The 24,999-nt window shown below is 42.6% G+C and carries 26 protein-coding genes and 1 pseudogene; 18 read left to right on the top strand and 9 right to left on the bottom strand.

Annotation, left to right across the window (positions count from 1 at the left end; all coding sequences use genetic code 11):
• Positions 1 to 38 precede the first annotated feature (38 nt).
• The 10 genes from SALWKB2_RS10480 (at position 39) to SALWKB2_RS10435 (ending at position 7,971) form a co-directional block, all read left to right on the top strand.
• Positions 39 to 893, top strand: coding sequence for a ParB/RepB/Spo0J family partition protein (locus SALWKB2_RS10480; RefSeq protein WP_037394751.1), 855 nt, complete (start codon positions 39 to 41; stop codon positions 891 to 893).
• Positions 894 to 1,099: 206 nt separating this feature from the next.
• Positions 1,100 to 1,432, top strand: a complete 333-nt coding sequence (locus SALWKB2_RS10475) for an ATP synthase subunit I (protein WP_180297655.1) — start codon at positions 1,100 to 1,102, stop codon at positions 1,430 to 1,432.
• On the top strand, positions 1,429 to 2,289 hold the full coding sequence (gene atpB, locus SALWKB2_RS10470) for a F0F1 ATP synthase subunit A (protein ID WP_025331628.1): 861 nt from the start codon (positions 1,429 to 1,431) through the stop codon (positions 2,287 to 2,289). Before SALWKB2_RS10475 ends, atpB begins: the two co-directional genes overlap by 4 nt.
• A 56-nt stretch (positions 2,290 to 2,345) precedes the next feature.
• Positions 2,346 to 2,576: a F0F1 ATP synthase subunit C gene (gene atpE, locus SALWKB2_RS10465; protein WP_025331627.1), complete on the top strand. Its 231-nt coding sequence runs from the start codon at positions 2,346 to 2,348 to the stop codon at positions 2,574 to 2,576.
• Positions 2,577 to 2,640: 64 nt separating this feature from the next.
• The gene (locus SALWKB2_RS10460) at positions 2,641 to 3,111 is read left to right on the top strand and encodes a F0F1 ATP synthase subunit B (protein WP_025331626.1); all 471 of its coding nucleotides are present in this window, start codon (positions 2,641 to 2,643) and stop codon (positions 3,109 to 3,111) included.
• Positions 3,112 to 3,115: 4 nt separating this feature from the next.
• Complete coding sequence (locus SALWKB2_RS10455; RefSeq protein WP_025331625.1) at positions 3,116 to 3,652, top strand: F0F1 ATP synthase subunit delta; 537 nt, start codon at positions 3,116 to 3,118, stop codon at positions 3,650 to 3,652.
• Positions 3,653 to 3,662: 10 nt separating this feature from the next.
• Complete coding sequence (atpA, locus tag SALWKB2_RS10450) at positions 3,663 to 5,207, top strand: F0F1 ATP synthase subunit alpha (protein WP_025331624.1); 1,545 nt, start codon at positions 3,663 to 3,665, stop codon at positions 5,205 to 5,207.
• Positions 5,208 to 5,231: 24 nt separating this feature from the next.
• Entirely contained in the window at positions 5,232 to 6,107 is an 876-nt protein-coding gene (gene atpG / locus SALWKB2_RS10445; RefSeq protein ID WP_025331623.1) for a F0F1 ATP synthase subunit gamma, read from the top strand.
• Between the two features lie 33 nt (positions 6,108 to 6,140).
• Positions 6,141 to 7,538 (top strand): F0F1 ATP synthase subunit beta, encoded by a 1,398-nt coding sequence (atpD, locus tag SALWKB2_RS10440; RefSeq protein WP_025331622.1) that lies wholly within the window; start codon positions 6,141 to 6,143, stop codon positions 7,536 to 7,538.
• A 10-nt stretch (positions 7,539 to 7,548) separates the two neighbouring features.
• Positions 7,549 to 7,971 carry a F0F1 ATP synthase subunit epsilon gene (locus SALWKB2_RS10435; RefSeq protein ID WP_025331621.1) on the top strand — a complete coding sequence of 141 codons (423 nt, stop codon included), beginning with the start codon at positions 7,549 to 7,551 and terminating at the stop codon, positions 7,969 to 7,971.
• Between the two features lie 320 nt (positions 7,972 to 8,291).
• On the opposite strand, the gene SALWKB2_RS10430 is transcribed toward SALWKB2_RS10435, so the two are convergent.
• The 5 genes and pseudogenes from SALWKB2_RS10430 to SALWKB2_RS11750 all read right to left on the bottom strand — a co-directional run bounded on the left by SALWKB2_RS10430 (position 8,292) and on the right by SALWKB2_RS11750 (position 12,177).
• Positions 8,292 to 9,035 (bottom strand): SDR family oxidoreductase, encoded by a 744-nt coding sequence (locus SALWKB2_RS10430; RefSeq protein WP_025331620.1) that lies wholly within the window; start codon positions 9,033 to 9,035, stop codon positions 8,292 to 8,294.
• A 149-nt stretch (positions 9,036 to 9,184) separates the two neighbouring features.
• Positions 9,185 to 9,511 (bottom strand): carboxymuconolactone decarboxylase family protein, encoded by a 327-nt coding sequence (locus tag SALWKB2_RS10425; protein ID WP_025331619.1) that lies wholly within the window; start codon positions 9,509 to 9,511, stop codon positions 9,185 to 9,187.
• A gap of 30 nt (positions 9,512 to 9,541) precedes the next feature.
• On the bottom strand, positions 9,542 to 9,940 hold the full coding sequence (locus tag SALWKB2_RS10420; protein WP_025331618.1) for a cupin domain-containing protein: 399 nt from the start codon (positions 9,938 to 9,940) through the stop codon (positions 9,542 to 9,544).
• A gap of 318 nt (positions 9,941 to 10,258) precedes the next feature.
• Positions 10,259 to 10,438, bottom strand: a pseudogene (locus SALWKB2_RS12740) (DNA polymerase beta superfamily protein); the annotation flags it as partial.
• A 170-nt stretch (positions 10,439 to 10,608) separates the two neighbouring features.
• Entirely contained in the window at positions 10,609 to 12,177 is a 1,569-nt protein-coding gene (locus SALWKB2_RS11750; protein ID WP_025331617.1) for a hypothetical protein, read from the bottom strand.
• 331 nt (positions 12,178 to 12,508) lie between these two features.
• Between SALWKB2_RS11750 and SALWKB2_RS10410 the strand changes: the two genes are divergently transcribed.
• From SALWKB2_RS10410 to SALWKB2_RS10400, 3 genes are all read left to right on the top strand, one after another.
• Positions 12,509 to 12,937, top strand: coding sequence for a MerR family transcriptional regulator (locus tag SALWKB2_RS10410; RefSeq protein ID WP_025331616.1), 429 nt, complete (start codon positions 12,509 to 12,511; stop codon positions 12,935 to 12,937).
• 274 nt (positions 12,938 to 13,211) lie between these two features.
• Positions 13,212 to 13,583: an NAD(P)H-dependent oxidoreductase gene (locus SALWKB2_RS10405; RefSeq protein WP_202806259.1), complete on the top strand. Its 372-nt coding sequence runs from the start codon at positions 13,212 to 13,214 to the stop codon at positions 13,581 to 13,583.
• Positions 13,584 to 13,695: 112 nt separating this feature from the next.
• On the top strand, positions 13,696 to 14,106 hold the full coding sequence (locus SALWKB2_RS10400) for a GNAT family N-acetyltransferase (RefSeq protein ID WP_051506500.1): 411 nt from the start codon (positions 13,696 to 13,698) through the stop codon (positions 14,104 to 14,106).
• Between the two features lie 265 nt (positions 14,107 to 14,371).
• Here SALWKB2_RS10400 and SALWKB2_RS10395 read toward each other — a convergent pair whose 3' ends face one another.
• The 3 genes from SALWKB2_RS10395 to gyrA form a co-directional block, all read right to left on the bottom strand.
• Entirely contained in the window at positions 14,372 to 15,013 is a 642-nt protein-coding gene (locus SALWKB2_RS10395) for a rhodanese-like domain-containing protein (protein ID WP_025331614.1), read from the bottom strand.
• Positions 15,014 to 15,256: 243 nt separating this feature from the next.
• Entirely contained in the window at positions 15,257 to 15,454 is a 198-nt protein-coding gene (locus SALWKB2_RS10390; protein ID WP_025331613.1) for a (2Fe-2S)-binding protein, read from the bottom strand.
• 167 nt (positions 15,455 to 15,621) lie between these two features.
• A complete protein-coding gene (gene gyrA, locus SALWKB2_RS10385; protein WP_025331612.1) occupies positions 15,622 to 18,225 on the bottom strand; it encodes a DNA gyrase subunit A in 2,604 nt (867 codons plus the stop codon).
• A gap of 420 nt (positions 18,226 to 18,645) precedes the next feature.
• Here gyrA and earP point away from each other — a divergent pair, with 420 nt between their 5' ends.
• The 5 genes from earP to SALWKB2_RS10360 all read left to right on the top strand — a co-directional run bounded on the left by earP (position 18,646) and on the right by SALWKB2_RS10360 (position 23,721).
• Positions 18,646 to 19,842: an elongation factor P maturation arginine rhamnosyltransferase EarP gene (gene earP, locus SALWKB2_RS10380; protein ID WP_051506496.1), complete on the top strand. Its 1,197-nt coding sequence runs from the start codon at positions 18,646 to 18,648 to the stop codon at positions 19,840 to 19,842.
• 43 nt (positions 19,843 to 19,885) lie between these two features.
• Positions 19,886 to 20,446, top strand: coding sequence for an elongation factor P (efp, locus tag SALWKB2_RS10375; protein ID WP_025331610.1), 561 nt, complete (start codon positions 19,886 to 19,888; stop codon positions 20,444 to 20,446).
• A 139-nt stretch (positions 20,447 to 20,585) separates the two neighbouring features.
• A complete protein-coding gene (locus SALWKB2_RS10370; protein WP_025331609.1) occupies positions 20,586 to 21,971 on the top strand; it encodes an MATE family efflux transporter in 1,386 nt (461 codons plus the stop codon).
• Positions 21,968 to 23,017, top strand: coding sequence for a UDP-N-acetylmuramate dehydrogenase (gene murB, locus SALWKB2_RS10365; protein WP_025331608.1), 1,050 nt, complete (start codon positions 21,968 to 21,970; stop codon positions 23,015 to 23,017). Before SALWKB2_RS10370 ends, murB begins: the two co-directional genes overlap by 4 nt.
• A 50-nt stretch (positions 23,018 to 23,067) precedes the next feature.
• Entirely contained in the window at positions 23,068 to 23,721 is a 654-nt protein-coding gene (locus tag SALWKB2_RS10360; RefSeq protein ID WP_096765862.1) for a TetR/AcrR family transcriptional regulator, read from the top strand.
• Positions 23,722 to 23,982: 261 nt separating this feature from the next.
• On the opposite strand, the gene SALWKB2_RS10355 is transcribed toward SALWKB2_RS10360, so the two are convergent.
• Complete coding sequence (locus tag SALWKB2_RS10355) at positions 23,983 to 24,999, bottom strand: MBL fold metallo-hydrolase (protein WP_025331606.1); 1,017 nt, start codon at positions 24,997 to 24,999, stop codon at positions 23,983 to 23,985.

Genomic DNA, 24,999 nt, shown 5'->3' with positions numbered 1-24,999 from the left:
CACAATGTGGTGTTAATCCGGAAATTAAAGAGCGATACATGGTAAAAGCAAAAGGTTTGGGTGCAGGACTGGATGCCCTGCTTGGTTCCGGTAGCGATATTACCGGAGGGGATCGTTTAACAACAGTAGCAGTTACAGATATTATTCCCGGGCGTTATCAGCCTCGAACCCAGATTGATGATGAAGGGTTACAGGAACTGGCTGATTCAATTCGTGCTCAGGGCGTTATTCAGCCAGTAATCGTACGTGAAATGGGGCTGCATCAGTACGAACTTATCGCCGGTGAGCGTCGCTGGCGTGCTGCTCAGCTTGCCGGGTTGCAGGAAATACCCGTAGTCATCAAAAGTATTACCGATGAAGCTGCGCTGGCAATGGGGCTGATTGAAAATATCCAGCGGCAGAACCTGAATCCTATCGAAGAAGCCCAGGGGTTGAAACGTCTGGTAGATGAATTCGGACTTACACATGATACAGTAGCCAAAGCAGTCGGTCGCAGCCGCAGCAGTATTTCTAACAGTCTCCGTTTACTTAATCTTCCTCAGCCGGTTCAGGACCTGATGTATGGCCGTCAGCTGGAAATGGGACATGCCAGAGCTTTATTAACTTTGCCGGTTATCCAGCAGATTGACCTGGCACAGAAAGCGGTACAAAATGGCTGGTCAGTGCGGGAAGTTGAGCGTCGCTGTCAGCAAATTCAGGCTAAACCAGAGGCTGCCAAACGTCATCCGGCAGAAAAAAGCAGTGAAGTTCAACAAATAGAAGCGGCGCTTGAGCAACGTTTTTCTGTGCCTGTGCAGGTACAAAGTAAAAATCAGCGCAGCGGCCGGATTATTCTGCAGTTTGATAATCCGGAAACTTTAAGTCATTTATTACAGAAACTAGGACTAGAATAATTCCTGCAAACAGAAATTAACTGTGGCAAAATTGTTCAGTTGGGTTATCAGTTTAAGCAATATTGTAGAAAAATATAGAAAAATTAATTAATTAGGTGTAGTTAATTTAACAAAATTTCACAAAATTACTTGACGATATTGTATTAGTTGATTATATTATTGCAGCTTACCGAAGTGTTTTTCAGGGTAACAGAATGAAGTGGATCATGTTTTGGCAAACAGTCATGTTGTTTGCCGCAGTTTGCGTGTCCACATGGTTGTGGAATTATTCTGCTATCTGGTCAGCAGTATTAGGTGGGCTGAGTTACCTGATACCTACATTACTGGCGATATTAACTATTATTGCTGCAAAAAAATTACCGGCGCTATTACCTGCAACACTGATAATGGCCGAGATTAGCAAAATTCTGATGATATGCCTGATGATGTTATTGGTGTATGTATGCTATTCCGCTGTTAACTGGTTTGCTTTCCTGACAGGACTAATACTGGTCAGTCAGGCTGGATTGTTCACATTTAGAAAAAGATTGTTATTATGAGCGGCACAGAGATGACTCCGGGCGAATATATTAGCCATCACTTAATTAATTACACCCAGAAATCACCAGATTATCAGACAAATATGGTTGATTTCTCATTTCTCAATCTGGATACACTATTCTTTTCCATTCTGACCGGTGTAATCGCTTCTGCTATCTTGTTTATAGCAGCCAGACGTATGAAAGCAGATGTGCCAACCCGTTTTCAGGCTGCAATTGAACTGCTAATTGAATTCGTTAGTGGTATCTGCAAAGATATGATTCATAACGAGAAATCTCGTAAGATTATTGCTCCTCTGGGGCTGACTGTATTCATGTGGATTCTCTTCATGAATATCATGGATTTATTGCCGGTGGATTTACTGCCATGGGCATGGCAGCATGCTACCGGTGATCATCATGCTTATCTGCGTGTAGTACCTACCGCCGATCTGAATACCACCATGGCCATGGCGATTTCAGTCTTGTTTTTATGTATTGTTTATAATATTAAAATCAAGGGGCTGGGCGGCTGGATTCATGAATTATTCAGTGCGCCGTTCGGTAACAAAGTTTGGTTGTTTATCCCAAACTTTCTGATGAATATTATTGAGTTTTTCTCCAAAACCCTTTCACATGGTATGCGACTGTTCGGTAATATGTATGCCGGTGAAATTCTGTTTATGGTTATTGCCTTAATGGGTGGTGCATGGGGTATGTCCGGTGCCGCCGGTGTCAGTGATGTTGTGCTGTTTATCCTGCAGATAATTGCAGGTCTGGCATGGGCTATATTCCATATTCTGGTAATCGCCCTGCAGGCCTATCTCTTTATGGTACTGACTTTTGTTTATCTGGGTCAGGCTCACGATTCCCATTAAGGGTCAGTTTATTTGTTGTAGTATTCTCTTTTCTTTATATTTAAGGAGTTAAGTAAATGGGTGGTTTAATCGCTATCGCTTGTGGTCTGATGATTGGTATTTCTGCAATGGGTGCCTCTATCGGTATTGGTATGCTGGGTGCAAAATACATGGAATCTTCTGCCCGTCAGCCTGAATTAATGAACTCATTGCTGGGTAAATTCTTCATTATCATGGGTATGATTGATGCTGCGTTCATTATCTCCCTGGGCGTATCATTCTTATACTTTGCCAAAATTGGCGGCTGATAAACTTGGATTTGCTGGTTGTTAACTGTTTTAATTAATAAACACAAATTCTAAAGGTTTAATCGTGAATATCAATGCAACCCTAATTGCACAAGTACTCGTTTTTGTCATGTTTGTGCTATTTACGATGAAATTCGTATGGCCGCCCATTGTCAAAGTGCTTGATGCCCGTGCCGACAAAATTGCCGAAGGTTTGGCTGCTGCCGAACGCGGGAAAAACGATTTTGCTCAGGCGGAAAAACGTGTTGCTGATATCTTAGCCGAGGGTCGCAGTCAGGTCTCCGAAATGGTGGCCAATGCGGAAAAGCGTGCCGCGCAGATTGTTGAAGATGCCAAAACGCAGGCATCAGAAGAAGCTGCCCGTATCATGGCTCAGGCAAAAGCTGATGTTGAGCAGGAAGCCAACAGAGCCCGTGAAGCATTGCGTCAGCAGGTAGCTGATTTGGTTGTTAAAGGTGCCGAATCTATCCTGCGCAGCGAAGTTAATCCTTCACGTCACGCTGATTTACTGGCGAACCTGAAACAGGAGCTGTAATCCCATGGCTGAGTTCGCAACCATAGCCAGACCATATGCAAAGGCATTATTCAGTCTGGCACAAGAACAGAATCAAATTGAGTCTTGGTTGGACGAACTGAAAACACTGGCTGAAATTATTCTGCAACCCAAAGTGCAGTTACTGATTGACGAGCCGGAAAGCGAATACACAGAAAAGGCAAAACAAATCCTGTCATTAGTGGATTTTACGCCGGCTGATGAATTAAAAAATTTCATCTTTCTGTTAGCGCAGAACAAACGCTTAACAGTTTTGCCAGAAATTTATACGTTATTCCAAGACTATGCTTTGTCCCTAAACGACATAAAAGAGGCCACTGTATATACGGCTTATCCCATTGACGAACAACAATTTACACAAGTCGTTTTAGATATGGAAGCCCATTTCAAAAGCCGGTTGAAAGCGCGTCAGGTGGTTGCCCCGGAATTGATTGGTGGCGTAAAAGTAGAAGTTGGTGACCAAGTATTGGATTTGTCGGTGCAAGGCAGATTAAACAGCCTGCATACGGCATTGATGAATTAGGAGAGTTTTCATGCAGCTTAATCCTGCTGAAATTAGCGATTTGATTAAAGCTAAAATCGCAAACCTGAACGTTGATTCAGAATTACGTACCCGCGGTACTGTAATGTCTGTAACTGACGGGATTGTGCGCGTTCACGGCTTATCAGACGTGATGCAAGGTGAAATGCTCGAGTTTCCCGGCAATACATTTGGTCTCGCCATGAACCTGGAGCGCGATTCTGTAGGTGCCGTGATTCTGGGTGAATCAGAACATATTAAGGAAGGTGACGAAGTTACCTGTACCGGCCGAATTCTGGAAGTACCGGTTGGCCGTGAACTGATTGGTCGCGTAGTTGATGCACTTGGCCGCCCGATCGATGGCAAAGGTCCGATTAATACTACACATACTGCTCCGGTAGAAAAAATTGCTCCCGGGGTGATTGCGCGTCAGTCTGTAGATCAGCCAATGCAAACCGGTTTGAAAGCCATTGACTCAATGGTACCGATTGGTCGTGGTCAGCGTGAGCTGATTATTGGTGACCGTCAGACTGGTAAAACAGCCGTGGCACTTGATGCCATTGTTAACCAGAAAGATACCGGTGTTATCTGTATCTATGTTGCTATCGGTCAGAAAGCTTCTTCCATTGCCAGTGTAGTACGTAAACTGGAAGAACATGGTGCCATGGATCACACCATCATTATTGCTGCCACTGCATCAGAAGCAGCTGCACTGCAATATATTGCGCCATATGCCGGTTGCAGTATGGGTGAATATTTCCGTGATAACGGCGAAGATGCGCTGATTGTATACGATGACCTGTCTAAACAGGCTGTGGCGTATCGTCAGATTTCCCTGCTTTTGCGTCGTCCGCCAGGCCGTGAAGCTTATCCGGGTGATGTATTCTATCTGCATTCACGTCTGCTGGAACGCGCTTCCCGCATTAATGCACATGAGGTAGAAGAACTGACCAAAGGTGCCGTTAAAGGTAAAACCGGTTCTCTGACTGCTTTGCCAATTATTGAAACTCAGGCCGGTGACGTATCTGCATTCGTACCTACTAATGTAATTTCGATTACAGACGGTCAGATATTCCTGGAAACAGACCTGTTTAACTCTGGTATTCGTCCTGCTATCAATGCCGGTATTTCAGTATCCCGTGTAGGTGGTGCAGCACAGACTAAAGTCATTAAAAAGCTGGGCGGCGGTATTCGTCTGGCACTGGCACAGTACCGTGAACTGGCTGCATTCTCGCAATTTGCTTCTGATCTGGATGAAGCTACCCGTAAACAGCTGCGTCATGGTGAAGTTGTGACGGAACTGATGAAACAGAAGCAGTTCAGTACACTAAGCACAGGTGAAATGGCGCTGACACTGTGGGCAATTAATAACGGCTCTTATGATGATGTGCCGGTATCAAAAGCATTGGCCTTTGAAGCAGAATTTTTAAGCTATGTGCGTACCCAGTGTCCGAATGTGTTACAGGACATTGATACAACCGGCGCTTTGAGCGATGATAATGCCAAAGCATTGGACAACGCCATGAAGACCTTCAAATCGTCTTACAGCTTTGCGTAAGCGTGTTATTGAAAGGAGTCTGAAATGGCAGTAGGAAAAGAGATTCTCACCAGAATTCGCAGTGTTCAGAATACTCAAAAGATCACTAAAGCGATGCAGATGGTGTCAACCTCTAAAATGCGGAAGACTCAGGAACGGATGCGTCAGGCGCGTCCGTATGCCGATAAAATTCGTCTGGTGATGAGCCATCTGGCACAAACCCATTCTACTCATAATGTACCTTTATTGCGCAGTAATAATGACAGCAAGCGTGTTGGCTTTATTGTTATTACCACAGATAAAGGCTTGTGCGGCGGATTGAATGCAAATATTTTAAAAGCATTCTTTCATAAGGTGCAGGAATGTGAGCAGAATGGTCTGGATGCAGAGATTGTGTGTCTGGGCGGTAAAGGGCTGGCAGCCTGTAACCGTGTGGGTTTGAATGTCATTGCCAGTGCTGTGGGTTTGGGTGATACACCCAAAGTAGCTACATTATTAGGTCCGTTAACGGAAATTTTCCAGCGCTATGCCGAAGGTAAACTGGATGCTATTTATCTGGTTTATGCCGGTTTTATCAATACTATGCGTCAGGAAGCACGTCTGGAAACCCTGTTGCCGATTGGTCAGAATGTTCTGGATGAAGTATCTGAAAGCAAAGAGTTCGGCTGGGAATATGTATACGAACCATCACCACAGCAGGTGCTGGAATTTTTAGTCCGCCGTTATTTAGAGTCTGTGGTTTATCAGGCCTTATCTGAAAATATGGCTGCCGAACAGGCTGCACGTATGGTAGCGATGAAAGCTGCTACTGATAATGCAAGTAATGCCATTAAAGAATTGCGTCTGATATATAACAAATCGCGTCAGGCAGCGATTACCACAGAGTTGTCAGAAATTGTGGCCGGTGCTGCTGCTGTTTAAGCAGAACAGGTCAAATAAACTTAGGATGCGATAATGAGCCAAGGCAAAATCGTACAAATCATTGGTGCGGTAGTGGACGTTGAATTTCCGCATGATACTATCCCCAATGTGTATGACGCTCTTAAACTGGTTGATACTGATTTAACTCTGGAAGTTGAACAGTTACTGGGTGATGGTATTGTACGTACCATTCCGATGGGTACTTCCGATGGTCTGAAACGCGGTATGGCCGTAATCAATACCGGTGCTCCGATTACCGTACCGGTAGGCACAGCTACTCTGGGCCGGATTATGGACGTTTTGGGTCACCCGGTAGATGAGGCAGGTGAAATCAAAACCGATACTACCCGTTCTATTCATCAGCAGGCACCGAAATTTGATGAACTTTCCAGCTCTACTGAATTGCTGGAAACCGGCATCAAGGTGATTGATTTGCTGTGCCCGTTTGCTAAAGGCGGTAAAGTTGGTCTGTTCGGTGGTGCCGGTGTGGGTAAAACCGTAAACATGATGGAACTGATTAATAATATTGCTAAAGCACACAGTGGTTTGTCTGTGTTTGCCGGCGTTGGTGAACGTACCCGTGAAGGTAACGACTTTTATCACGAGATGAAAGATTCCAACGTACTGGATAAAGTAGCGATGGTGTATGGTCAGATGAATGAGCCACCAGGTAACCGTCTGCGTGTGGCATTAACCGGGCTGACCATGGCGGAATATTTCCGTGATGAAAAAGATGAAAATGGTAAAGGTCGCGATGTATTGCTGTTCATCGATAACATTTACCGTTACACACTGGCCGGTACTGAAGTATCTGCATTATTAGGACGTATGCCGTCTGCTGTGGGTTATCAGCCGACACTGGCTGAAGAGATGGGACGCTTACAGGAGCGTATTGCTTCCACTAAAACTGGTTCTATCACGTCTATTCAGGCCGTATATGTACCTGCGGATGACTTGACTGACCCGTCTCCGGCTACTACTTTTGCCCACTTGGATGCTACAGTCGTGCTGAGCCGTGATATTGCCTCTTTAGGTATTTATCCTGCTGTAGATCCGCTGGATTCCACTTCCCGTCAGCTTGATCCTGCTGTAATCGGTCAGGAACATTATGATGTTGCACGCGGTGTACAGACTACTCTGCAAAAATACAAAGAATTAAACGATATTATTGCAATTCTGGGTATGGATGAATTGTCTGATGAAGACAAGCTGACTGTAAACCGTGCGCGTAAAATTCAGCGCTTTTTGTCACAGCCTTTCCACGTAGCGGAAGTATTTACCGGTGCGCCGGGTAAATATGTATCTCTGCGTGATACTATTGCCGGCTTTAAGGCTATTCTGAGCGGTGAATATGATCACTTGCCGGAACAGGCTTTCTACATGGTAGGTAATATCGAAGAAGCTGCTGAAAAAGCGAAAACCCTAAACTAAGGAGCACTTGATGAGTACCATGCAAGTGGAAGTGGTGAGTAATGAAGAAAGCATCTACTCCGGAGAAGCGAGTTTTGTAGTCGTGCCTACTCTGGAAGGTGAGCTTGGTATTTTTCCTCGCCATGAACCCATTATGAGCCTGGTGCGTCCTGGTGCCCTGCGTTTGACAGTGCCTGGCCAGAAAGAAGAAATTCTGGTAGCCGTATCAGGTGGTGTCCTGGAAGTACAGCCGGATAAGCTTACGCTGTTGGCGGACGTGGCCGTTCGCAGTGAAGAAATGGATCAGCAGCGTGCCGAAGAGGCTAAAAAAGCAGCAGAATCAGGTATACATGAAGCCAAAGATGATGTTTCTCTGGTAAAAGCACATGTGGCTTTAGCTGCGGCAATTGCCCAACTGAAAACGCTGGACTACTTGCGCACGCATCGAAAATAAACAACTTTGATGGCAATCAATCTATAACTATCTGATTGCCTGACTGAGATGTTGAAAAGCCCGGACAATTTGTCCGGGCTTTTTATATCTGCACAGATTCAATGGAATGTTATCAATAATGAACTCATTAGATAAATATCATTTAGTTGTTTAATGGTATTTGAATATGCTGGACATTTTATTGTATACAGGCAACTATGTTATATATGAAAAAAGCTTATAGATGGTCGTGATTTACTCTGTGTCAGCACACATAATAAGAGTGTAATATCAGCTCAAACAGATGGTATTGCACTCTTATTGGTAAACACATTTAACTTCTATGCTTGTTTAGTCGGATAAATAGTTAATTCACTAATATTGGTATCTTCAGGTTGTTCAATTGCAAAATTTACCACGCGTGCAATAGCGTCAGGGCTGATGCCTACCTGTTTATAGAGTTCAGTCATACTTTGTAAAACAGCAGTATCGGTAATGCCTTGTAAAAGTTCGGTATTGATTGCAGCCGGATATAGGGTAGTGGTGCGAATATTGGTTTGTTCGGTTGCACTTTCCTGCCGGATCACTTCCATCAGATTGCGTACAGCAAATTTGGTGGCTCCATAAACACCACAACCCATAAAGCTTTTGATACCGGCTATAGAAGAGGTGGTAATAATATGTCCCGATTTTTGTTTAGTAAAAATCGGCATCACTGCAGCTATACCGTTTAGCACACCTTTCAGATTAATATCAATCATGTCATTCCACTGTTGAGTTTGAACGGCACTGATTGGTGAGTTAGGCATGATTCCGGCGTTATTGAATATCACATCAACGCCCTGAAAATGTTTTTGTGCCAGTTCGACCAGTGTCTGCAGTTGTTCCGGTTGGCGCACATCTGTAACCTGATAAACTGCCTGACCGCCAGATTGAGTAATTTCCTGTTGCAATAATTGCAGTTGCTGTTCACGGCGTGCTGCCAGAACAACTTTAGCTCCGTTCCGAGCCAGTAAGCGGGCTGTTGCCGCACCAATACCGGATGATGCACCGGTAATAATAACAACCTTATTCTGAACACTCATATTTATTCCTTTGCAGATTGTAAAATTGAACATTACCGGCAGAAAATTTAATAAACCGGCATTTACTGTCTTCAAACAAATCAGAATAGTTTGCAAATAAGTCTATAATCTGACAATTAATTTGTTTGATATGATGATTATTGCACAGATTACTTTTTAGTATCGTGATATATTTCTTTAGCCAGATTAAATGCTGACCATGCTTTGGGCCAGCCAACATAAAAAGCCAGATGAGTGATAATCTCAACGATTTCAGTTTCAGTAATACCGTTTTGTCGTCCGATGTTTAAATGCGGCCGTAACTGCTCAAAGTTACCGGCACTGATCAGTGCGGCAATAGTAATCATGCTGCGCTGATGTGCCGGTAATTGCTGTTCGCGAGACCACACCTCTCCAAAAAGTACTTCATCATTAAAATGTGCAAACAAGGGGGCAAAATCACCTAATAAATCATGGCCTGCTGTCTGTTTTTTCATGGTTTTCTCCTATAGATTAAAAAAGATAAGTTAAAGATTGTTGTAATCAATGCTGTCTACCGGTTCCAGCCATTCACTTTGACCTTTAGTAATGGCTATATGGCTGAACCAGCTGTCTTTAGTGGCACCATGCCAGTGTTTGACTCCGGCATGAATGACTACCGAATCCCCAGGATTTAACAGTCGCGCTGGTTTATCTGCTTCCTGATACCAGCCTTGTCCTGCTGTAACAAGCAGAATCTGATAGCCATGCAGATGTTTGTGCCAGTGATTATGGCAGCCCGGCTCAAAAGTAACATTGCTAACATCGACATCTATTTGTTCATCGATAGCGGCTAAATTAGATAAATAGCTTTGGCCGATAAAATATTGTGCATAATTAATATTAATCTTGCCTTGCGGAAAGATCTGTTTGAATGCTGTAGACATGGCTTACTCCTGTTGTTATCAGTATTTGAGTATAAAACTTAAAGTTAACTTTAACTCAAGAGTTATTTTGTATTGAACCAGAACCATCAACTTTAGATATAGTTTTTATTATGCAAAGATTAAAGTTAAAAGATTGTAGATTCAGTTTTAAAAGTATAGCAGTTGTTTCAAGAATATCTGTCTTCATCATAGATATAACGAAAAATATGCTTTTTAAATATATTTAGTGCCTCGAATTTCTTATTTTTTGAGATTTTGTCTACTATCTTTTTTGACCATTCGGACTGATTTATTATATTGATAGGTTTGCTCAATCTTTTACTCAAAAGGCGTAGTATTCGATTTTTGAAGCAGTTGTAAGGTTTTTTTTAAATCCAAACCATGTAAATCCCATTTATCATTAAATGGAAAAGTTATATGAGAAGCCGGATTATCAATTAATAAGTATTTAGCAAACGGATAAACATATATAAATCCCACATCATAATCACTACTTAGTGGAGGAAATCCCTAAGTGCGGCTGCCAGATTCGCAGCAAAATAATTTTGATATTATTTTGCTGCTCTAATGCAGTAAGTTCTGTTTAATACGGTTTTGCCTATGTAATAACATCTCTGTTAATTAATTTTATAAAGATTGTTTTAATAATAAGGCTATCAATCATTGTTTTAAGTTAATAACGTGATGATTCTGTGTTTAATTTTGTCGTCAGGTTCAATAATTACCAGTTCTTGGATTGCGGTTTTAATTCTTTCTGACCAAAATGACCGATCCCATGTCTCTATAGTATTTAATGCTATATTGCGGTTTTGTATTACCGGGCTATTCAAGCCGATTAATATTAAGTCTTCTCCAACACCGGGAAAATGATTGAGTTCTTGTAAAATCAAATCTAATAAATTATGTGTGTCAATTTCTGTTTCATATTCATGGATTAATGCAGGGCCTGTTGCGATTTTAGCAAAATCATATTGTTGATTAGCTAATTGAATAACTTGCTTTATTCTCGGTAATGAATCACTTAGTAGTAAATAAGGCCACTGATCGCTATGATAATTTTTTTGATGTTCAAAACGTGCTTCCCATGCATCAAAGCCATATTGTGTATAAAGGTTTGCAGCCAGCTGAAATTGTTGCGTATTATTAGTTGTCAGCGTATTTTTAATCAAGTTTAACCATTTATCCTGCTTAATAACTTCATTTGCTTTGTTGATTATTTGATTTTTGATTTGCGTATCCCAGTTAGGATAATAATGGTTTACTTTATTAACCACAAAATCGTGTAATAACCAAACGGTTCGTAATATTTTCAGATCCGTTAAATTTGGTAGATTGAGTAAATGGGTTAAATAATTTAGACATACTTTAGCACCAGCAGCATAGTTATGCATATCCTGAGTGGGTCCGTCGTTTATCAGCGCTTCAATAATTTCACTTATGGAGCTGATTAATTCACTATCAATGGTTTTATGCGCTAGAGCTTTAGCTAATTCACCTGACATTGCACAGGTGTAAGCAAGATATTCATTCATCAAACTATTTCGATAGCCGGATCTTAGTAACCAGTCTTTTGTTGATGATGATAAGGGATATGTTACTAACCGATGAATGATATGGATACGCCCCCAACCATCAATTTTTTTTGCTAATGTCAGCAAGGCATTTTCAATATCGGTTTCAGATGATAGTGTATTTTGTAATGCGCCAGCAGAATATAATGAAAATTCTTCATGCATACCAAATAACAAAAATAATTCTGTTTGTTCGGTAGTAAAACATCCTAATATGGCAATACTGAATTTAATGATTTCACGATCCGGACTATTAAGTGCTAACCAATAAATAAATTCGTATAATTTATCAAAATCAATAATGAGTTTGGGTATTTCCTTAGTTAAATCTTCAATATAACTTAAGGTCCGTTCTGTTTGGACCAGGGTGTAAAGTGTTTCAATATCGGATTGATTAGGTTGCGCAGTTATTTTTGTGAGTAATGCTAAAATTTTTTCTACACAACTTTGTTCTGCAGAGGCACTATGATAATTTGTAATTCCATCCCTCATTCTTGCTGCCGGTTTTATTTTTCTACTATCTAAGGAGTGATCAGGCAGAATTTTGGCCGTTTCGGGAAGTTTATCCGCGTTTTGATAAGGAAGTAAAAACTGATAAATACTGGTTTTATGGTTATCCCATACCAATGGAAAGTGTTGGCAATTAATATTATTCAGGTATTCCATTATTTTTCAGATTTTTAATATTTTAGAGTTTTATGTATGGTGTTAATCTCTGGTAAAAATTAAGTACAGTTACCAGTACCGTCTGATTTTGCTGTGGTGGTTTGATTATACCTTAGCAATATATTAAGCATATACTTTCCTGTATTATTATCTAAATATCTATTTTGAATTATATTTTTTATTCATTATCAAAATTTTATTGCTATTTTTATACAGATTGATTCTTTATTTTACGCATTAAATTGGTTTTGCCTGATTTGCTATTACTTAGTCTTTAATATGAAATGATATTTTAAGTTGTTTGAGCTTTATTTTAGTGATAGGAACAAGAATGACAGAGTCACAACAATACAGTATCCGTGCTTTTGCGGATATATTCGGATTAACGCCGGCAACTGTCCGGTATTATGAAAGTCTTGGGCTGATTTCTCCGCAGCGCTCTGTCAATCAGCGTCGTTTCTATACCGAAAAGGACGTTGACTGGATGCGTTTTATTTTGCATCTGAAAAATACTGGTATGAGTATGGAACAGCTTCAGCAGTATGTGTTGCTGCGCAGTCAGGGTGATGTAACTATTGCTGAGCGGCTGGAGTTGTTGTTACAGACCCGTGATGATTTTTTGCAACAGCAGGCAAAACTGCAAAAACATCTGCAGATTCTGAATGATAAGATTGAATGGTATCAGCGACGACAGCAGGGTCTTTTATCTGAACAGGTGAGTTTTGCTGAATATTTAATTAGCAACGGCCATAGTCTGTAATACTGTGCTCTGTCTGGCTAAAGTGCAGGCTGTACAGTAAACTGAAATTCGGATGTGTTCGGATAAGTTAATTTTTATTTATATTTAGTAATTAAACAACCAAGGGGAATAAAATGAAAAAATACTGATTATTATTGGGCATCCTGATATTGAATATTCTTTAGTCAATAAACGCTAGATTGAAGAAGTAAAAAAATTTCCGGAAAAATTTACGGTGCATGAGCTGTATCAGTCTTATCCGGACGGTAAGTTTGATGTGAAGAAAGAGTAGGCTTTGGTAGAGGCACATGGTAGTCTGATCTGGCAATTTCCGGTTTACTGGTTTAACTGCCCACCACTAATGAAACAGTGGTTTGATGATGTTTTAACCTACGGATGGGCATATGGTTCCCGCGGGACTCAGCTTAAAGATCGAAAAATCGGTTTGGCTGTTTCAATAGGAAGTTCGGAACAGGATTATCAGGCACCTTATGATTTAACGGCAGTTCTGCGTCCGTATGAAATGACTTTACATTATGTTAAAGCAGATTATCAGGGTGCATTTTCTTTGTTTGGCGCTAATACAGATGTTTCATTAGTAACAAATACCCCGCAGGCAATCAATCAAAGTGCTGCTGATTATATTAAGTTTCTAAACACATTTTAAAGTATGCTGAACCATGAACAGGGTTATTAGTTGGTTTCATCTGTACAAATTAGTTTTTCACTGTATCTGTATGTGAAGTTAATAATTTGTTCGTTTACTGGAGGTATTATGTATGAATAATATTGCTTACCGTTCTAATATCAAACCCGAACTCGAAGAAACGCTGAATCTTTACCGAAATTGCAGCCTGGGGGAGCGGCGTCCGATTACGGATAAATCCCGTTTCCAGTCTATGCTGAATAATGCAAATTTAATTATTACAGCATGGGACGGACAGAAGTTGGTAGGTATTGCGCGTTGTTTAACTGATTTTGTTTATATTACTTATCTGGCTGATTTGGCTGTTGATGAGCACTATCAAAAGCAGGGTATTGGTAAGCAGTTGATTCGGGAAATTCAGAAAAATACTGGAGAGAATGCCGGAATTGTTTTAATTGCTGCGCCACAGGCTGTCGACTATTATGGTCATATCGGTTTTACTGCTCATACATCTGCATGGGTTTTAAAGAAACCGTTAGGATAGTAAATACAGTTCGTTGCTATTGATTATTCTTTGGTCGTGCCGGGTGCCGGACAAGCAGGTTTGGCCGATAATCACAAAATAAGTGCAGAGCTATGATTGCGGATTCCTGTTTTGCTCCTGAAGGTGATATTGGTATTTGCCTGCAAGTTAATAACTTAGTATGGTTTCAATTAACAGAGAGAAAAAAGTAAGTACGGAACTTATTCTGACTATTCATGTGAATAGTCAGAATAGATGGGTTTAATGATTTGTGCAGGTAAATGATTTATTTAACTTCGCTACCTTCAAATTCTAATCTTTTATCGTTAACAGAAACGAGATCTGCTAATTCATAAACATTACGATAGCCATATCCGTATAGATTAATAAAGGTAGGTATATTAAGGGCTAAACTGATCTTATCACGATAAGATGGCAGTCCGTTCAGGTCTGTTGGTGTTACTGCCATTTTACTGGCAAAGTTTTCCTGGTCATCTATAAAATTATTATTGCAATAAATGAGAATGGTTGTATTTTTATCTGGAATTAACTCGTATAGGCTAATCTGGTTGTAATCGGAGAAATTCAGATGAATGGCTCCTTTCAAATGCTTTCTGTCATACATTTCTTTGGATCTGGAGTCCAAAATAATAGTTTTTGAATTTTTGGATTTGGCCAAAAATTGGTTTAAAGGAAGAAGTCTTTTAGCTCTGTATTGTTTTACTTCTTCGGCTAATTTCATGTAACCATCAAAATCTATCTTGCTGCTGACTGATTTATCCTGAGCTATAAAATAATTCGATAAACGATTAACTTCAGCCTTATTAACTTTGGTAGTGGTTTTTGCAGTAGCAGGTAATGATAATGTAATTAATATCGCTAAGCTTGATGTAAGAAAATAGTGTTTTATCTGATTATTCTTTTTCATTTATTGCTCCCTTTAAGTAAAAAACAAAACATTAAACATAATAAACAAACCAAAAGGCTTATGTGTTCTTATATGTCTGTTTGTTGATTTATGTAAAATATATGGTTTTGTTGATTCGGGTAGTGCAAATAATTATAAATAAGTTATCTATATTTAGTTAAAAAATAAAAATATGAAATGGTTGATAAATAAAGAATGTAGTAAAGAAAATAGCGGTTAATTATTCGTATAAGTATCAAATTTTTATGTGTTATCCGCTTTGGTGCAATTAATCTGACGATCCTGTTGGCAGGAGAGGAATGAGCTGGCTAAATCAGCACAGCAGCCACAACAAGTGGCTACACCAAGTTGAGCCTGTAAATCAGTTAGACTTGAAGCACCGGCAGCAACAGTTTCTTTTATCTGGCGATCAGTAATGGCATTGCACAGACAAACGTACATGTTTTGTCCTTTGTGTGTGTTTGGTTTCTTTTGTGGATAAAGATGATAGTGGATTTCATTATTATTATCAAGTAGTGGATTTTATGCTGTCTGAAAGCTGATTATGTTTATACCGGTAAAAATAAAGCCGACTGGGAAAGTCGGCTTTATGCTTTTAAATGTCGGAATTAAGCTTCTGGTGTCTCCAGTATATCTACTTCGTTATCGCTGTTTTCTTCTGCTTCAGCAATACGTTCCAGACTGACCAGTTTTTCACCTTCATCCAGATTAATCAGTTTAACACCGGCAGCAGCACGACCAGTGGAACGGATCTGATCGACTTTGGTACGAATCAGTACACCGCCACTGGTAATCAGCATCAGGTCGTCGCTGTCGGCTACGAGTGTAGCGGCTACTAGGTCACCATTACGTTCACCGGTATCGATGGCAATTACGCCCTGAGTACCACGGCCGGAACGACGGTAGTCATCAACAGCAGTGCGTTTACCAAAGCCGTTGGCTGTGGCGGTCAGTACCAGTTTGTCGCTATCTTCTTCAGCATCATAGGCCAGCAGGCTGATTACCTGATTATTTTCAGCCAGTTTCATGCCGCGTACGCCGCGGGCACTGCGTCCCATCGGACGAACATTGTCTTCACTGAAACGGACTGCTTTACCACCATTGGAAAACAACATGATGTCGTGTTTACCGGCAGTTTTAACCGCACCAATCAGATGGTCACCTTCATCTAATCCAAGAGCGATAATGCCAGCTGAGCGCGGACGTGAAAAATCGATTAGTGATGTTTTCTTAACGATACCCTGTTCAGTACACATAAAGACGTATTCATTTTCGCTGAATTCACGTACCGGCAGAATGGTGTTAATTTTTTCACCTTCTTCGAGCTGAATCAGGTTGTTAACCGGCCGCCCACGGCTGTTGCGGCCGCCTTCAGGCAGTTTGTATACTTTAATCCAGTGGCATTTACCCAGACTGGTGAAACACAGCAGGTAGTCGTGTGTGTTGGCGATAAACAGAGTTTCAATAAAGTCTTCATCTTTGGTGGCAGTTGCCTGTTTACCGCGACCGCCACGCCGTTGTGCCTGATAGTCATCTGCCTGCTGGGTTTTGATATAGCCGCCGTGAGTCAGTGTAACCACCATGTCACGTTTCGGTATCAGGTCTTCATCGGCAATGTCGCCACCAAAAGTGTTGATTTCGCTGCGACGTTCATCTCCGAATTGTTGCTGGATGGCGGTCAGCTCATCATGAATAATCTGGTTGATACGAGCCGGTTTGGCAAGAATATCAAGTAAGTCGACAATATTATCAAGGATAGTTTTGTATTCATCGACAATTTTATCCTGTTCCAAACCGGTAAGACGTTGCAGACGCATTTCGAGAATGGCCTGTGCCTGCGCGTCGGAAAGGAAATAGCCATCAGCACTCAGACCGGTATTTTCCGGTAAATTCTGAGGCTTGATCAATTTTGCATCAATATCGCTACGTACGAGCATGTTTTTAACCAGATCAGGACGCCATGCCCGTGAGGTTAAAGCGATTTTGGCTTCTGAAGGGGTAGGAGATGATTTAATCAGGGCAATGATTTCATCGACATTAGACAGAGCTACTGCCAGACCTTCGAGCAAGTGACCGCGTTCACGTGCTTTACGCAGATTAAACATGGTACGTCGGGTAACAACTTCGCGACGGTGACGCAGAAATTCATTCAGAATCTGTTTCAGGTTCAGCAGGCGCGGCTGACCGTCTACCAGAGCCACCATATTGATGCCGAAACTGTCCTGAAGCTGAGTTAATTTATACAGCTGATTAAGAACAACTTCGCTATTTTCATTGCGTTTGAGCTCAATAACCACACGCATGCCGGATCTGTCCGACTCGTCGCGCAGGTCTGAAATACCTTCGAGAATTTTATTGCGTACTAGTTCGCCGATTTTTTCGACTAGTCTGGCTTTGTTTACCTGATACGGAATTTCATCAATGATGATTGCTTCGCGTTCATCATGATGTCCGACAGGTTCGATATGGGTTTTACCACGAATAATGACGCGACCGCGACCGGTACGATAACCCTCACGTACGCCTGAAAGTCCGTAAATAATACCGCCAGTCGGAAAATCCGGGGCAGGAATCAGATCGATAAGCTCGTCAATACTGAGGTTTTCATTAGCCAGCAGGGCTTTGGCACCGCCTATTACTTCGTTAATATTGTGCGGCGGAATGTTGGTAGCCATACCGACGGCAATACCGGAAGAACCATTAATCAGTAATGTCGGAATACGTGTTGGCAATACCGCCGGCTCTTGTTCTTTGCCGTCATAATTCGGGACAAAGTCAACAGTTTCCTGTTCGATATCAGCCATTAGCTCATGCGCAATTCTTGTCATGCGGATTTCGGTGTACCGCATAGCCGCTGCACTGTCGCCATCAACGGAACCGAAATTACCCTGTCCGTCGACCAGCAGATAACGCATGGAGAAATCCTGCGCCAGACGTACGATAGTATCGTAAACTGCTGTATCGCCGTGCGGATGGTATTTACCAATAACATCGCCGACAATGCGCGCAGATTTTTTGTAAGGCCGGTTCCAGTCGTTATTCGCTTCGTTCATTGCATACAGCACACGACGATGAACCGGTTTCAGCCCATCGCGTACATCAGGAAGGGCACGTCCTACAATCACGCTCATGGCGTAATCCAGATAGGAACTGCGCATTTCATCTTCAAGTGATACTGCTATGGTTTCTTTGGCAAAAAGTGCATCAGACATAATGGCTTTACTACTTTAGAGAGCATGGTTTATTTTACCATAATGGTGATTAGTTTCTGATTATTTTTCATGGCGCGGATGATCTGGCATAAAAAACCTTGTTGTTAAAGGGGTTAAAGATATGCTCACAATATTTGTGGATAAATCTGTGGAAAATGAAAGATGAGCGTGCATAATTGCCTATAAATCAAGACTTGGATGTGCTTGCTTAAAAAATAAGCCTTAAAATAAAATTGTTTAAAAACAAATATATATAAAAATAAGTTGCATGTGTGCAGCTATTTTTGCTTTTTATAGGGTTCAGTATGCGTTGCTTAATTCATGTGGATAAAATCAGTTTGTCAAGTCTGTTTTATGGTTGACAAAAGGATAAATAGTGAGAATGTGTGAGTAAGTTGTGCTGTCTGTAAGGAAATTTTAATGCATGTTTTAAATTTACCTGAAACTATGCTGTCGGATGAGTCTATGGCAGAGGCATGGGTATTTGTACGGGTAATTGATAATTATGGTGATGCAGGCGTAGGCTGGCGGCTAAGCTGTCTGCTGGCTGAATATATGCACATGCATGTGCGTTTGTGGATTGATGATACTGATGCACTTAATAAGCTAGTGCCGGCACCGGAAAAACAGGCACGGATTACTATCGAAGCATGGCAGGGCGATGCCATGATGCAGCAACAGCTGTTTGCTGCTGCCGATCCGGTATTGGTAATAGAAACGTTTGGTTGTGAGCTCCCGCCTCAGGTATTGGAAAGAATGAGGCAGCGCCGGCCATTGTGGCTGAACTGGGAGTATCTGACCGCCGAAGATTGGGCGGTTGGTTTACATGCTATGTCATCGTTGCAGCCTAATGGTCTGGAAAAGTATTTCTGGTTTATGGGTATTGATGCGGACAGTGGCGGTTTGTTACGGGAACCGGATTATCTGGCTGAGCGGGAAAAATTCAGACAACAGCCGCAACTTCAGCAGGCATTCAGGCTGGAATATGGTTTGCCGTTACAGTATACAGGGCAGTTATGGCTGGTATTTGCTTATACTTCCGGTCAGTGGGCACAATGGATGGCTATGTGGCAGCAGGCGGATACGCCGGTAACGTTGTGGCTCGCCGGCGGACAGGTCATTGAAAGTTTACGTGCGGCAAAATTAATTGCACCGGAGGAGCTGCAGCAGGAAGGGGATAGCTGTGAGCTGGGGAATGTGACGCTGGTACGTATTCCGTTTGTACCACAGGCGGCCTTTGACCGTTTGCTGTGGCTGGCAGATGCGGCTATTGTGCGCGGTGAAGACAGTTTTGTCCGGGCATTATGGGCAGGATTACCGTTTTTCTGGCATATTTACCGTCAGGATGATGATGTCCATCTGCAAAAGCTGCATTCATTCTGGTTTAAGGCGATGCAAGGCTGGCCGGCAGAGCTCAGACAGGCGTTTACTGTTTTGTCGGATGATCTGAACGGAGCTGGGGCTGTGAGTTCGTTAAAACGTGAACAGGCTTGGCAGTATTTGTGCGCGCATTGGCAAAGTTGGGTAAAATCAGCCGCTGCGTGGTCAGAAATGCTGCATGGGCAGGACAATGCGCTGGAAAAACTAGCCAGATTCAGCCATCTTCCGCTAAAATAATATACTTATTATTTGCTGAACATTTTTGGAAGTTAGATTAAAGATGAAAACCGCACAAGAATTGCGCCCGGGTAATGTATTTATGGTGGGCAATGATCCGATGGTGGTGCAGAAGTCCGAATACAATAAATCCGGTCGTAATGCTGCCGTGGTAAAAATGAAATTGAAAAACCTGTTGACTGGTGCTGCTACAGAAACGGTTTATAAAGCCGATGAAAAATTTGATGTGGTAGTGCTGGATCGCAAACAGTGCACTTACAGCTATTTTGCTGATCCGATGTATGTTTTCATGGATGATGAATTCAATCAGTATGAAGTGGAAGCAGAAAACATCGGCGATGCCATCAAGTTTATTGTAGACGGCATGGAAGAAAAATGCGAAGTAACGTTCTATGACGGTCGCGCTATTTCTGTAGAACTGCCTACTATTATCGTGCGTGAAGTGGAATATACTGAACCGGCAGTAAAAGGTGACACTTCTGGCAAAGTAATGAAAAATGCACGTTTGGTAGGTGGTGCCGAGATTCAGGTAGCTGCTTATATTGAAAATGGCGATAAAGTGGAAATTGATTCACGTACTTTTGAATTCCGTAAACGCGCTTAATTGATTTTCTTGCTGGCAGGCTGTCTGAATGATTTCAGGCAGCCTGTTTTATTGTTGGCATCGCAGCAGTAAACTGCCTGATGAATGTGATGATCTACGGTATTTTGTTGTTTGTATTGTTTAATTTTGTAGGTGAAACATGTTGTTTGAACTGAATCAGCACGGCCGGGGCGAGTTGCTGGCTGAATGTCGCAGATTGCTGCGGCTGGCGTTGCCGATTCTTATTGCACAGGTAGCGCAGGTAGGTGTAGGCGTAGTCGATACTGTAATGGCCGGTCATGCCAGTGCCAACGACCTGGCCGGCGTGGCTCTGGGTTCGAATGTATTTATTACGCTGTATATTACTTTTCTGGGAGTGATGACGGCATTACAGCCGATACTGGCACAGTTATATGGTGCTGGTAAAACAACGGAAATCGGAGAACAGGGACGGCAGGGGATATGGTTCGGACTGTTTCTCGGTGTTCTGGGTATGCTGTTGCTGTGGGCAATGATTATACCAATGCAGCACTGGCTGAATATGGGTGCATATGTGGATGCAGTATTTGGTCAGTTTGTGTTCTATATTGCATTGGGTATGCCGGCAGCGATGATTCACCGGGCATTTTATGCTTTTGCCTCTTCTTTAAACCGCCCCAAACCTATTATGGTGGTGAGTCTGATTGCACTATTGCTGAATATTCCGCTTAATTATATTTTTGTCTACGGAAAATTCGGGATGCCGCAGATGGGTGGAGCCGGCTGTGGTCTGGCCTCAGCTATCTGTTTCTGGCTGAATGCCATTGCACTAGGCATATATATTATACGGCAGCGGTATTTTGCACCTTTTGCTCTGTTTGCACGCTTTGAGTGGCCGCGCTGGCGTACACAGGCTTCTTTGTTGCGTCTGGGTATTCCGATCGGAATGTCGTTCTTTCTGGAAGTAAGCCTGTTTACTTTTATTAGTTTGCTGATTGCCCGTTTCGGGGTCACTCAGGTGGCAGCGCAACAGGTGGTAATCAGTATTACCTCTTTAATTTATATGTTGCCGCAAAGTGTGGGCATTGCGCTGGCTGTATGTGTGGGTCAGGCAGTCGGAGCGCGTAACTGGCAGCGTGCCCGCTTTGTTTCCGGAGTGGGGTTGTGTATGGGTCTGCTTGGTGCCTGCTTTACCGGGATCATGCTGCTGCTGTTCCGGCATTTCTGGGTAGGCTTATATACAGCTGATCAGGAAGTGATTTTACTGGGCGGTACGCTGTTGATTTTTGCAGCAGTTTTCCAGTTGTCTGATGCAACACAGACAATTGCTTCCTATGCCTTGCGCGGCTATAAGCTGACTAAGATTCCGATGGTGATTCATGCATTCAGTTTCTGGGGGCTGGGTCTGGGTTTCGGCTGTTTGTTTGGTTTGTATTTCGGTATGGCGCTTTATGGTTTCTGGCTGGCTCTGGTGCTGGCATTGACAGGTGCGGCTGTGGCACTGGTGTGGTATCTGCACCGGAAAAGTGAAAAATTTATGCTGACAGATGCAGAAGGCAAATCATGATAAATGTGATTGAACATGCAGATTTACAGCCGCTAAATACTTTTGCTCTGCCGGTGCGGGCACGCTGGCTGGTCACATTAACGAATACTGAACAGTTGCCGGATATACTGGCACTGCCTCAGTTTGAACGGCAAAGTGTGCTGTGGCTGGGTGGCGGGAGTAATATTCTGTTTTGTGCAGATTATCCGGCACTGGTGGTGCGTATGGCCAATCGTGGTATCAGGCTGGTGGCTGATGATGGTGAACAGGTTATCGTAGAAGCTGCGGCAGGTGAAAACTGGCATGAATTTGTTCAGTATACGCTGGAACAGGGCTGGTGCGGCCTGGAAAATCTCAGTCTGATTCCGGGTACAGTAGGGGCGGCACCTGTACAGAATATCGGCGCTTATGGTGTTGAAGTACAATCGTGTATTGAGGCTGTACAATGTTTTGATCTTGAAAATCAGCAACTGTGCTGGCTTAGCCGGAATGAATGCAGCTTTGCTTACCGGGACAGTGTATTTAAGCATGGCCAGCAAGGACGTTATGTCATTGTGGCGGTACGGTTTGTATTATCCCGCAGTTTTACACCACAACTGCATTATGGTGATTTAGCTCAGGTGGCCACAGAGCTGGCACAGGGGCAGCCTCTAACAGCCAGTATCGTTGCACAGGCAGTGTGCCGCATCCGCCGGCAGAAGCTGCCTGATCCGCGAGTGCTTGGCAGTGCCGGCAGTTTTTTTAAAAATCCTGTTGTGGCGGCTGAACTGGCAGAAAGTCTATTAAAACAATATCCGGCTTTGCCGCATTATCCACAGCCTGACGGGCAGGTAAAGCTGGCAGCAGGCTGGATGATAGACCAGTGCGGCCTGAAAGGTTATCAGCTTGGCGGTGCGGCAGTTCATGAACAGCAGGCTTTGGTACTGGTTAATAAAAAACAAGCCAGCGCGTCCGATGTAGTTGCTCTGGCTAAATATGTTCGTAACTGTGTAGCACAGCATTTTCAGGTATTGCTCGAACCGGAACCGGTCTGGCTGCCGGAAGTTTTGCCGCATGCGGCTGGTTAAGAGAATATCTGTATGCTTTGCCCGGTGATAAACTGCATAATCAGAAAGAAATTAATATGGTGAAAGAATCACGCCCCAATACGTATAACCGCATTATTGATGCCAGTCTGAAACTGTTTAATGAAGAGGGTGAACGCAACATCAGTACTAATCATATTGCTTCTTTTCTGGGCATCAGTCCGGGCAATCTTTATTATCATTTTCGTAATAAAGATGAAATTATTATGCAGTTATTCAAACGCTACAGTGAGAAATTGCTGTGTTATCTGCAGCAGGTCAGTCCGCCACAGGACACAGAAGCGATTAAGAACTATATGCTTGGTGTTTATGATGTAATGTGGCAATACCGTTTTTTATTCAGTGATTTAAATGCAATGCTTTCACGCAGTGCCGAATTATTGGGTGAACACAATAATTTCACCCGGGTTCGTGTATCACCGTTACTGCAAAATCTCTTGCAGCAATTGACTGATATTGGTTTTATACAAACAGACGAAGTTGCCCGCAAGGAAATGGCGGTGAATATCTGGCTGATTACCAAATATTGGTGTGATTATGACAGTGCTTTGTATGAACGCAAACTGACTGAAGCTTCTAAATTTCGTGGTACTCACCAGACTCTGACTCTGTTACGACCTTATGTTGCCCCTGCCTACCGGGAAGAATTCAGTCGCATGATGAATGATTTGCGTAATCAGGTGTGAAAATAAAAATAAATAAAAGTGGTTTAGCTTAAACAGAATTTTTAATGTGATAGTTTTTATCAGTATTCATTTGTTCAAGTTAAGAATGCATACTATTTTGCATATATATTTATAAAGTTGCACTGATTACTACGGCAATCAATTGGTTAGTCCGTATTTTAGGTGTAGCAGACTGAAATTTAAATAAAATTAAGATAATATTTTTTATTTTACAATCTGTGAGTTCCGTTCAGAACGATATGCTGGGGATGAAATTTCTTATTATTGTTTAATTAAATCAGGAATGGGACGGCTGGCTCCCATTTTTATACTTTCAAAACGGCTGTTGTCCAGCTGCTGTTGTTCACAGGCCTGAGCTAGTAGCTGTGGTGGTTCATCTATGGGTTCATCTGCCAGTTCAAATGCACCCCAGTGCATGCCAACGGCCTGACGGCATTGTAGTATTTGAAAAATTGTTACTGCCTGATAAGGATCTATGTGCTGATTATGCATAAACCAGCGGGGTGCATAAGCTCCTGTCTGGATTGCAGCCATGTCTATTGGGGCAAATCGCTCGGCAATCTGCCGGAACATCATCTCGCTGAAACCTGTATCTCCGCTGAAATAGGTAGTACTTCCCGCGGCTGTCTGCATTATCCAGCTACACCACAGAGTATGGTTGCGGTCGAAAATGCCGCGCTGGCTCCAGTGATGTGCCGGTACAGCATGAAATCGGATATCTTTAATCGTCACCTGTTCCCACCAGTCCAGTTCAATGACATTACGTACGCCCATACGTTCCAGTTTATTTTTCAAACCTAGGGGAACAACGGCAGTGATGGACGGAAAACGTTCGGCTAACTGGCGGATACTTGCCTTATCCAGATGATCGTAATGGTTGTGTGACAGTGCGATAACATCCACTGAAGGCAGTTGGGCAATACTGGCTGCAGGCTGAGTACGGCGTTTGGGGCCGGCAAATGTTACTGGTGATACCCGCTGTGAAAATACCGGATCGGTAATAATGGTACATTGCTGTAAACGTATGAGCAGTGTGGCATGGCTGATCCACCACAGCCGGTTGCCGCTCAGTGTAAAGTCCGGTTTCTGATACCAGTCGCGTGCAAAATGCTCATATCCGTTTTGCGGTGGTTTAGGCAGATGATGGATATGCCTTTCCCAGTTCCAGCGATAGACTTCCAGGGGTTTGATGACTGTAGGTTCCAGATTGCAGAAACCGTAAGGTGTATGGTGACTTTTGGCCGGATTGTAATATGGGTTTCTTTTCTTAAATAGCAT

It is taken from the genome of Snodgrassella alvi wkB2 (genome assembly GCF_000600005.1).
GTDB classification, from domain to species: domain Bacteria; phylum Pseudomonadota; class Gammaproteobacteria; order Burkholderiales; family Neisseriaceae; genus Snodgrassella; species Snodgrassella alvi.
Note: the sequence above shows the minus strand (reverse complement) of the source record. Positions and strands in the feature narration are given on the sequence as shown.

Coding starts and splice junctions, on each gene's coding strand:
- earP (WP_051506496.1), top strand. CDS start 18,646: ATGCATGTTTTAAATTTACCTGAAACTATGCTGTCGGATGAGTCTATG.
- SALWKB2_RS10455 (WP_025331625.1), top strand. CDS start 3,116: ATGGCTGAGTTCGCAACCATAGCCAGACCATATGCAAAGGCATTATTC.
- SALWKB2_RS10480 (WP_037394751.1), top strand. CDS start 39: ATGGTAAAAGCAAAAGGTTTGGGTGCAGGACTGGATGCCCTGCTTGGT.
- SALWKB2_RS10425 (WP_025331619.1), bottom strand. CDS start 9,511: ATGAAAAAACAGACAGCAGGCCATGATTTATTAGGTGATTTTGCCCCC.
- SALWKB2_RS10430 (WP_025331620.1), bottom strand. CDS start 9,035: ATGAGTGTTCAGAATAAGGTTGTTATTATTACCGGTGCATCATCCGGT.
- SALWKB2_RS10475 (WP_180297655.1), top strand. CDS start 1,100: ATGTTTTGGCAAACAGTCATGTTGTTTGCCGCAGTTTGCGTGTCCACA.
- SALWKB2_RS10435 (WP_025331621.1), top strand. CDS start 7,549: ATGAGTACCATGCAAGTGGAAGTGGTGAGTAATGAAGAAAGCATCTAC.
- SALWKB2_RS10370 (WP_025331609.1), top strand. CDS start 20,586: ATGTTGTTTGAACTGAATCAGCACGGCCGGGGCGAGTTGCTGGCTGAA.
- murB (WP_025331608.1), top strand. CDS start 21,968: ATGATAAATGTGATTGAACATGCAGATTTACAGCCGCTAAATACTTTT.
- SALWKB2_RS10420 (WP_025331618.1), bottom strand. CDS start 9,940: ATGTCTACAGCATTCAAACAGATCTTTCCGCAAGGCAAGATTAATATT.
- atpB (WP_025331628.1), top strand. CDS start 1,429: ATGAGCGGCACAGAGATGACTCCGGGCGAATATATTAGCCATCACTTA.
- atpE (WP_025331627.1), top strand. CDS start 2,346: ATGGGTGGTTTAATCGCTATCGCTTGTGGTCTGATGATTGGTATTTCT.
- atpG (WP_025331623.1), top strand. CDS start 5,232: ATGGCAGTAGGAAAAGAGATTCTCACCAGAATTCGCAGTGTTCAGAAT.
- SALWKB2_RS10395 (WP_025331614.1), bottom strand. CDS start 15,013: ATGAAAAAGAATAATCAGATAAAACACTATTTTCTTACATCAAGCTTA.
- atpD (WP_025331622.1), top strand. CDS start 6,141: ATGAGCCAAGGCAAAATCGTACAAATCATTGGTGCGGTAGTGGACGTT.
- SALWKB2_RS10400 (WP_051506500.1), top strand. CDS start 13,696: ATGAATAATATTGCTTACCGTTCTAATATCAAACCCGAACTCGAAGAA.
- atpA (WP_025331624.1), top strand. CDS start 3,663: ATGCAGCTTAATCCTGCTGAAATTAGCGATTTGATTAAAGCTAAAATC.
- SALWKB2_RS11750 (WP_025331617.1), bottom strand. CDS start 12,177: ATGGAATACCTGAATAATATTAATTGCCAACACTTTCCATTGGTATGG.
- efp (WP_025331610.1), top strand. CDS start 19,886: ATGAAAACCGCACAAGAATTGCGCCCGGGTAATGTATTTATGGTGGGC.
- SALWKB2_RS10355 (WP_025331606.1), bottom strand. CDS start 24,999: ATGCTATTTAAGAAAAGAAACCCATATTACAATCCGGCCAAAAGTCAC.
- SALWKB2_RS10410 (WP_025331616.1), top strand. CDS start 12,509: ATGACAGAGTCACAACAATACAGTATCCGTGCTTTTGCGGATATATTC.
- SALWKB2_RS10390 (WP_025331613.1), bottom strand. CDS start 15,454: ATGTACGTTTGTCTGTGCAATGCCATTACTGATCGCCAGATAAAAGAA.
- gyrA (WP_025331612.1), bottom strand. CDS start 18,225: ATGTCTGATGCACTTTTTGCCAAAGAAACCATAGCAGTATCACTTGAA.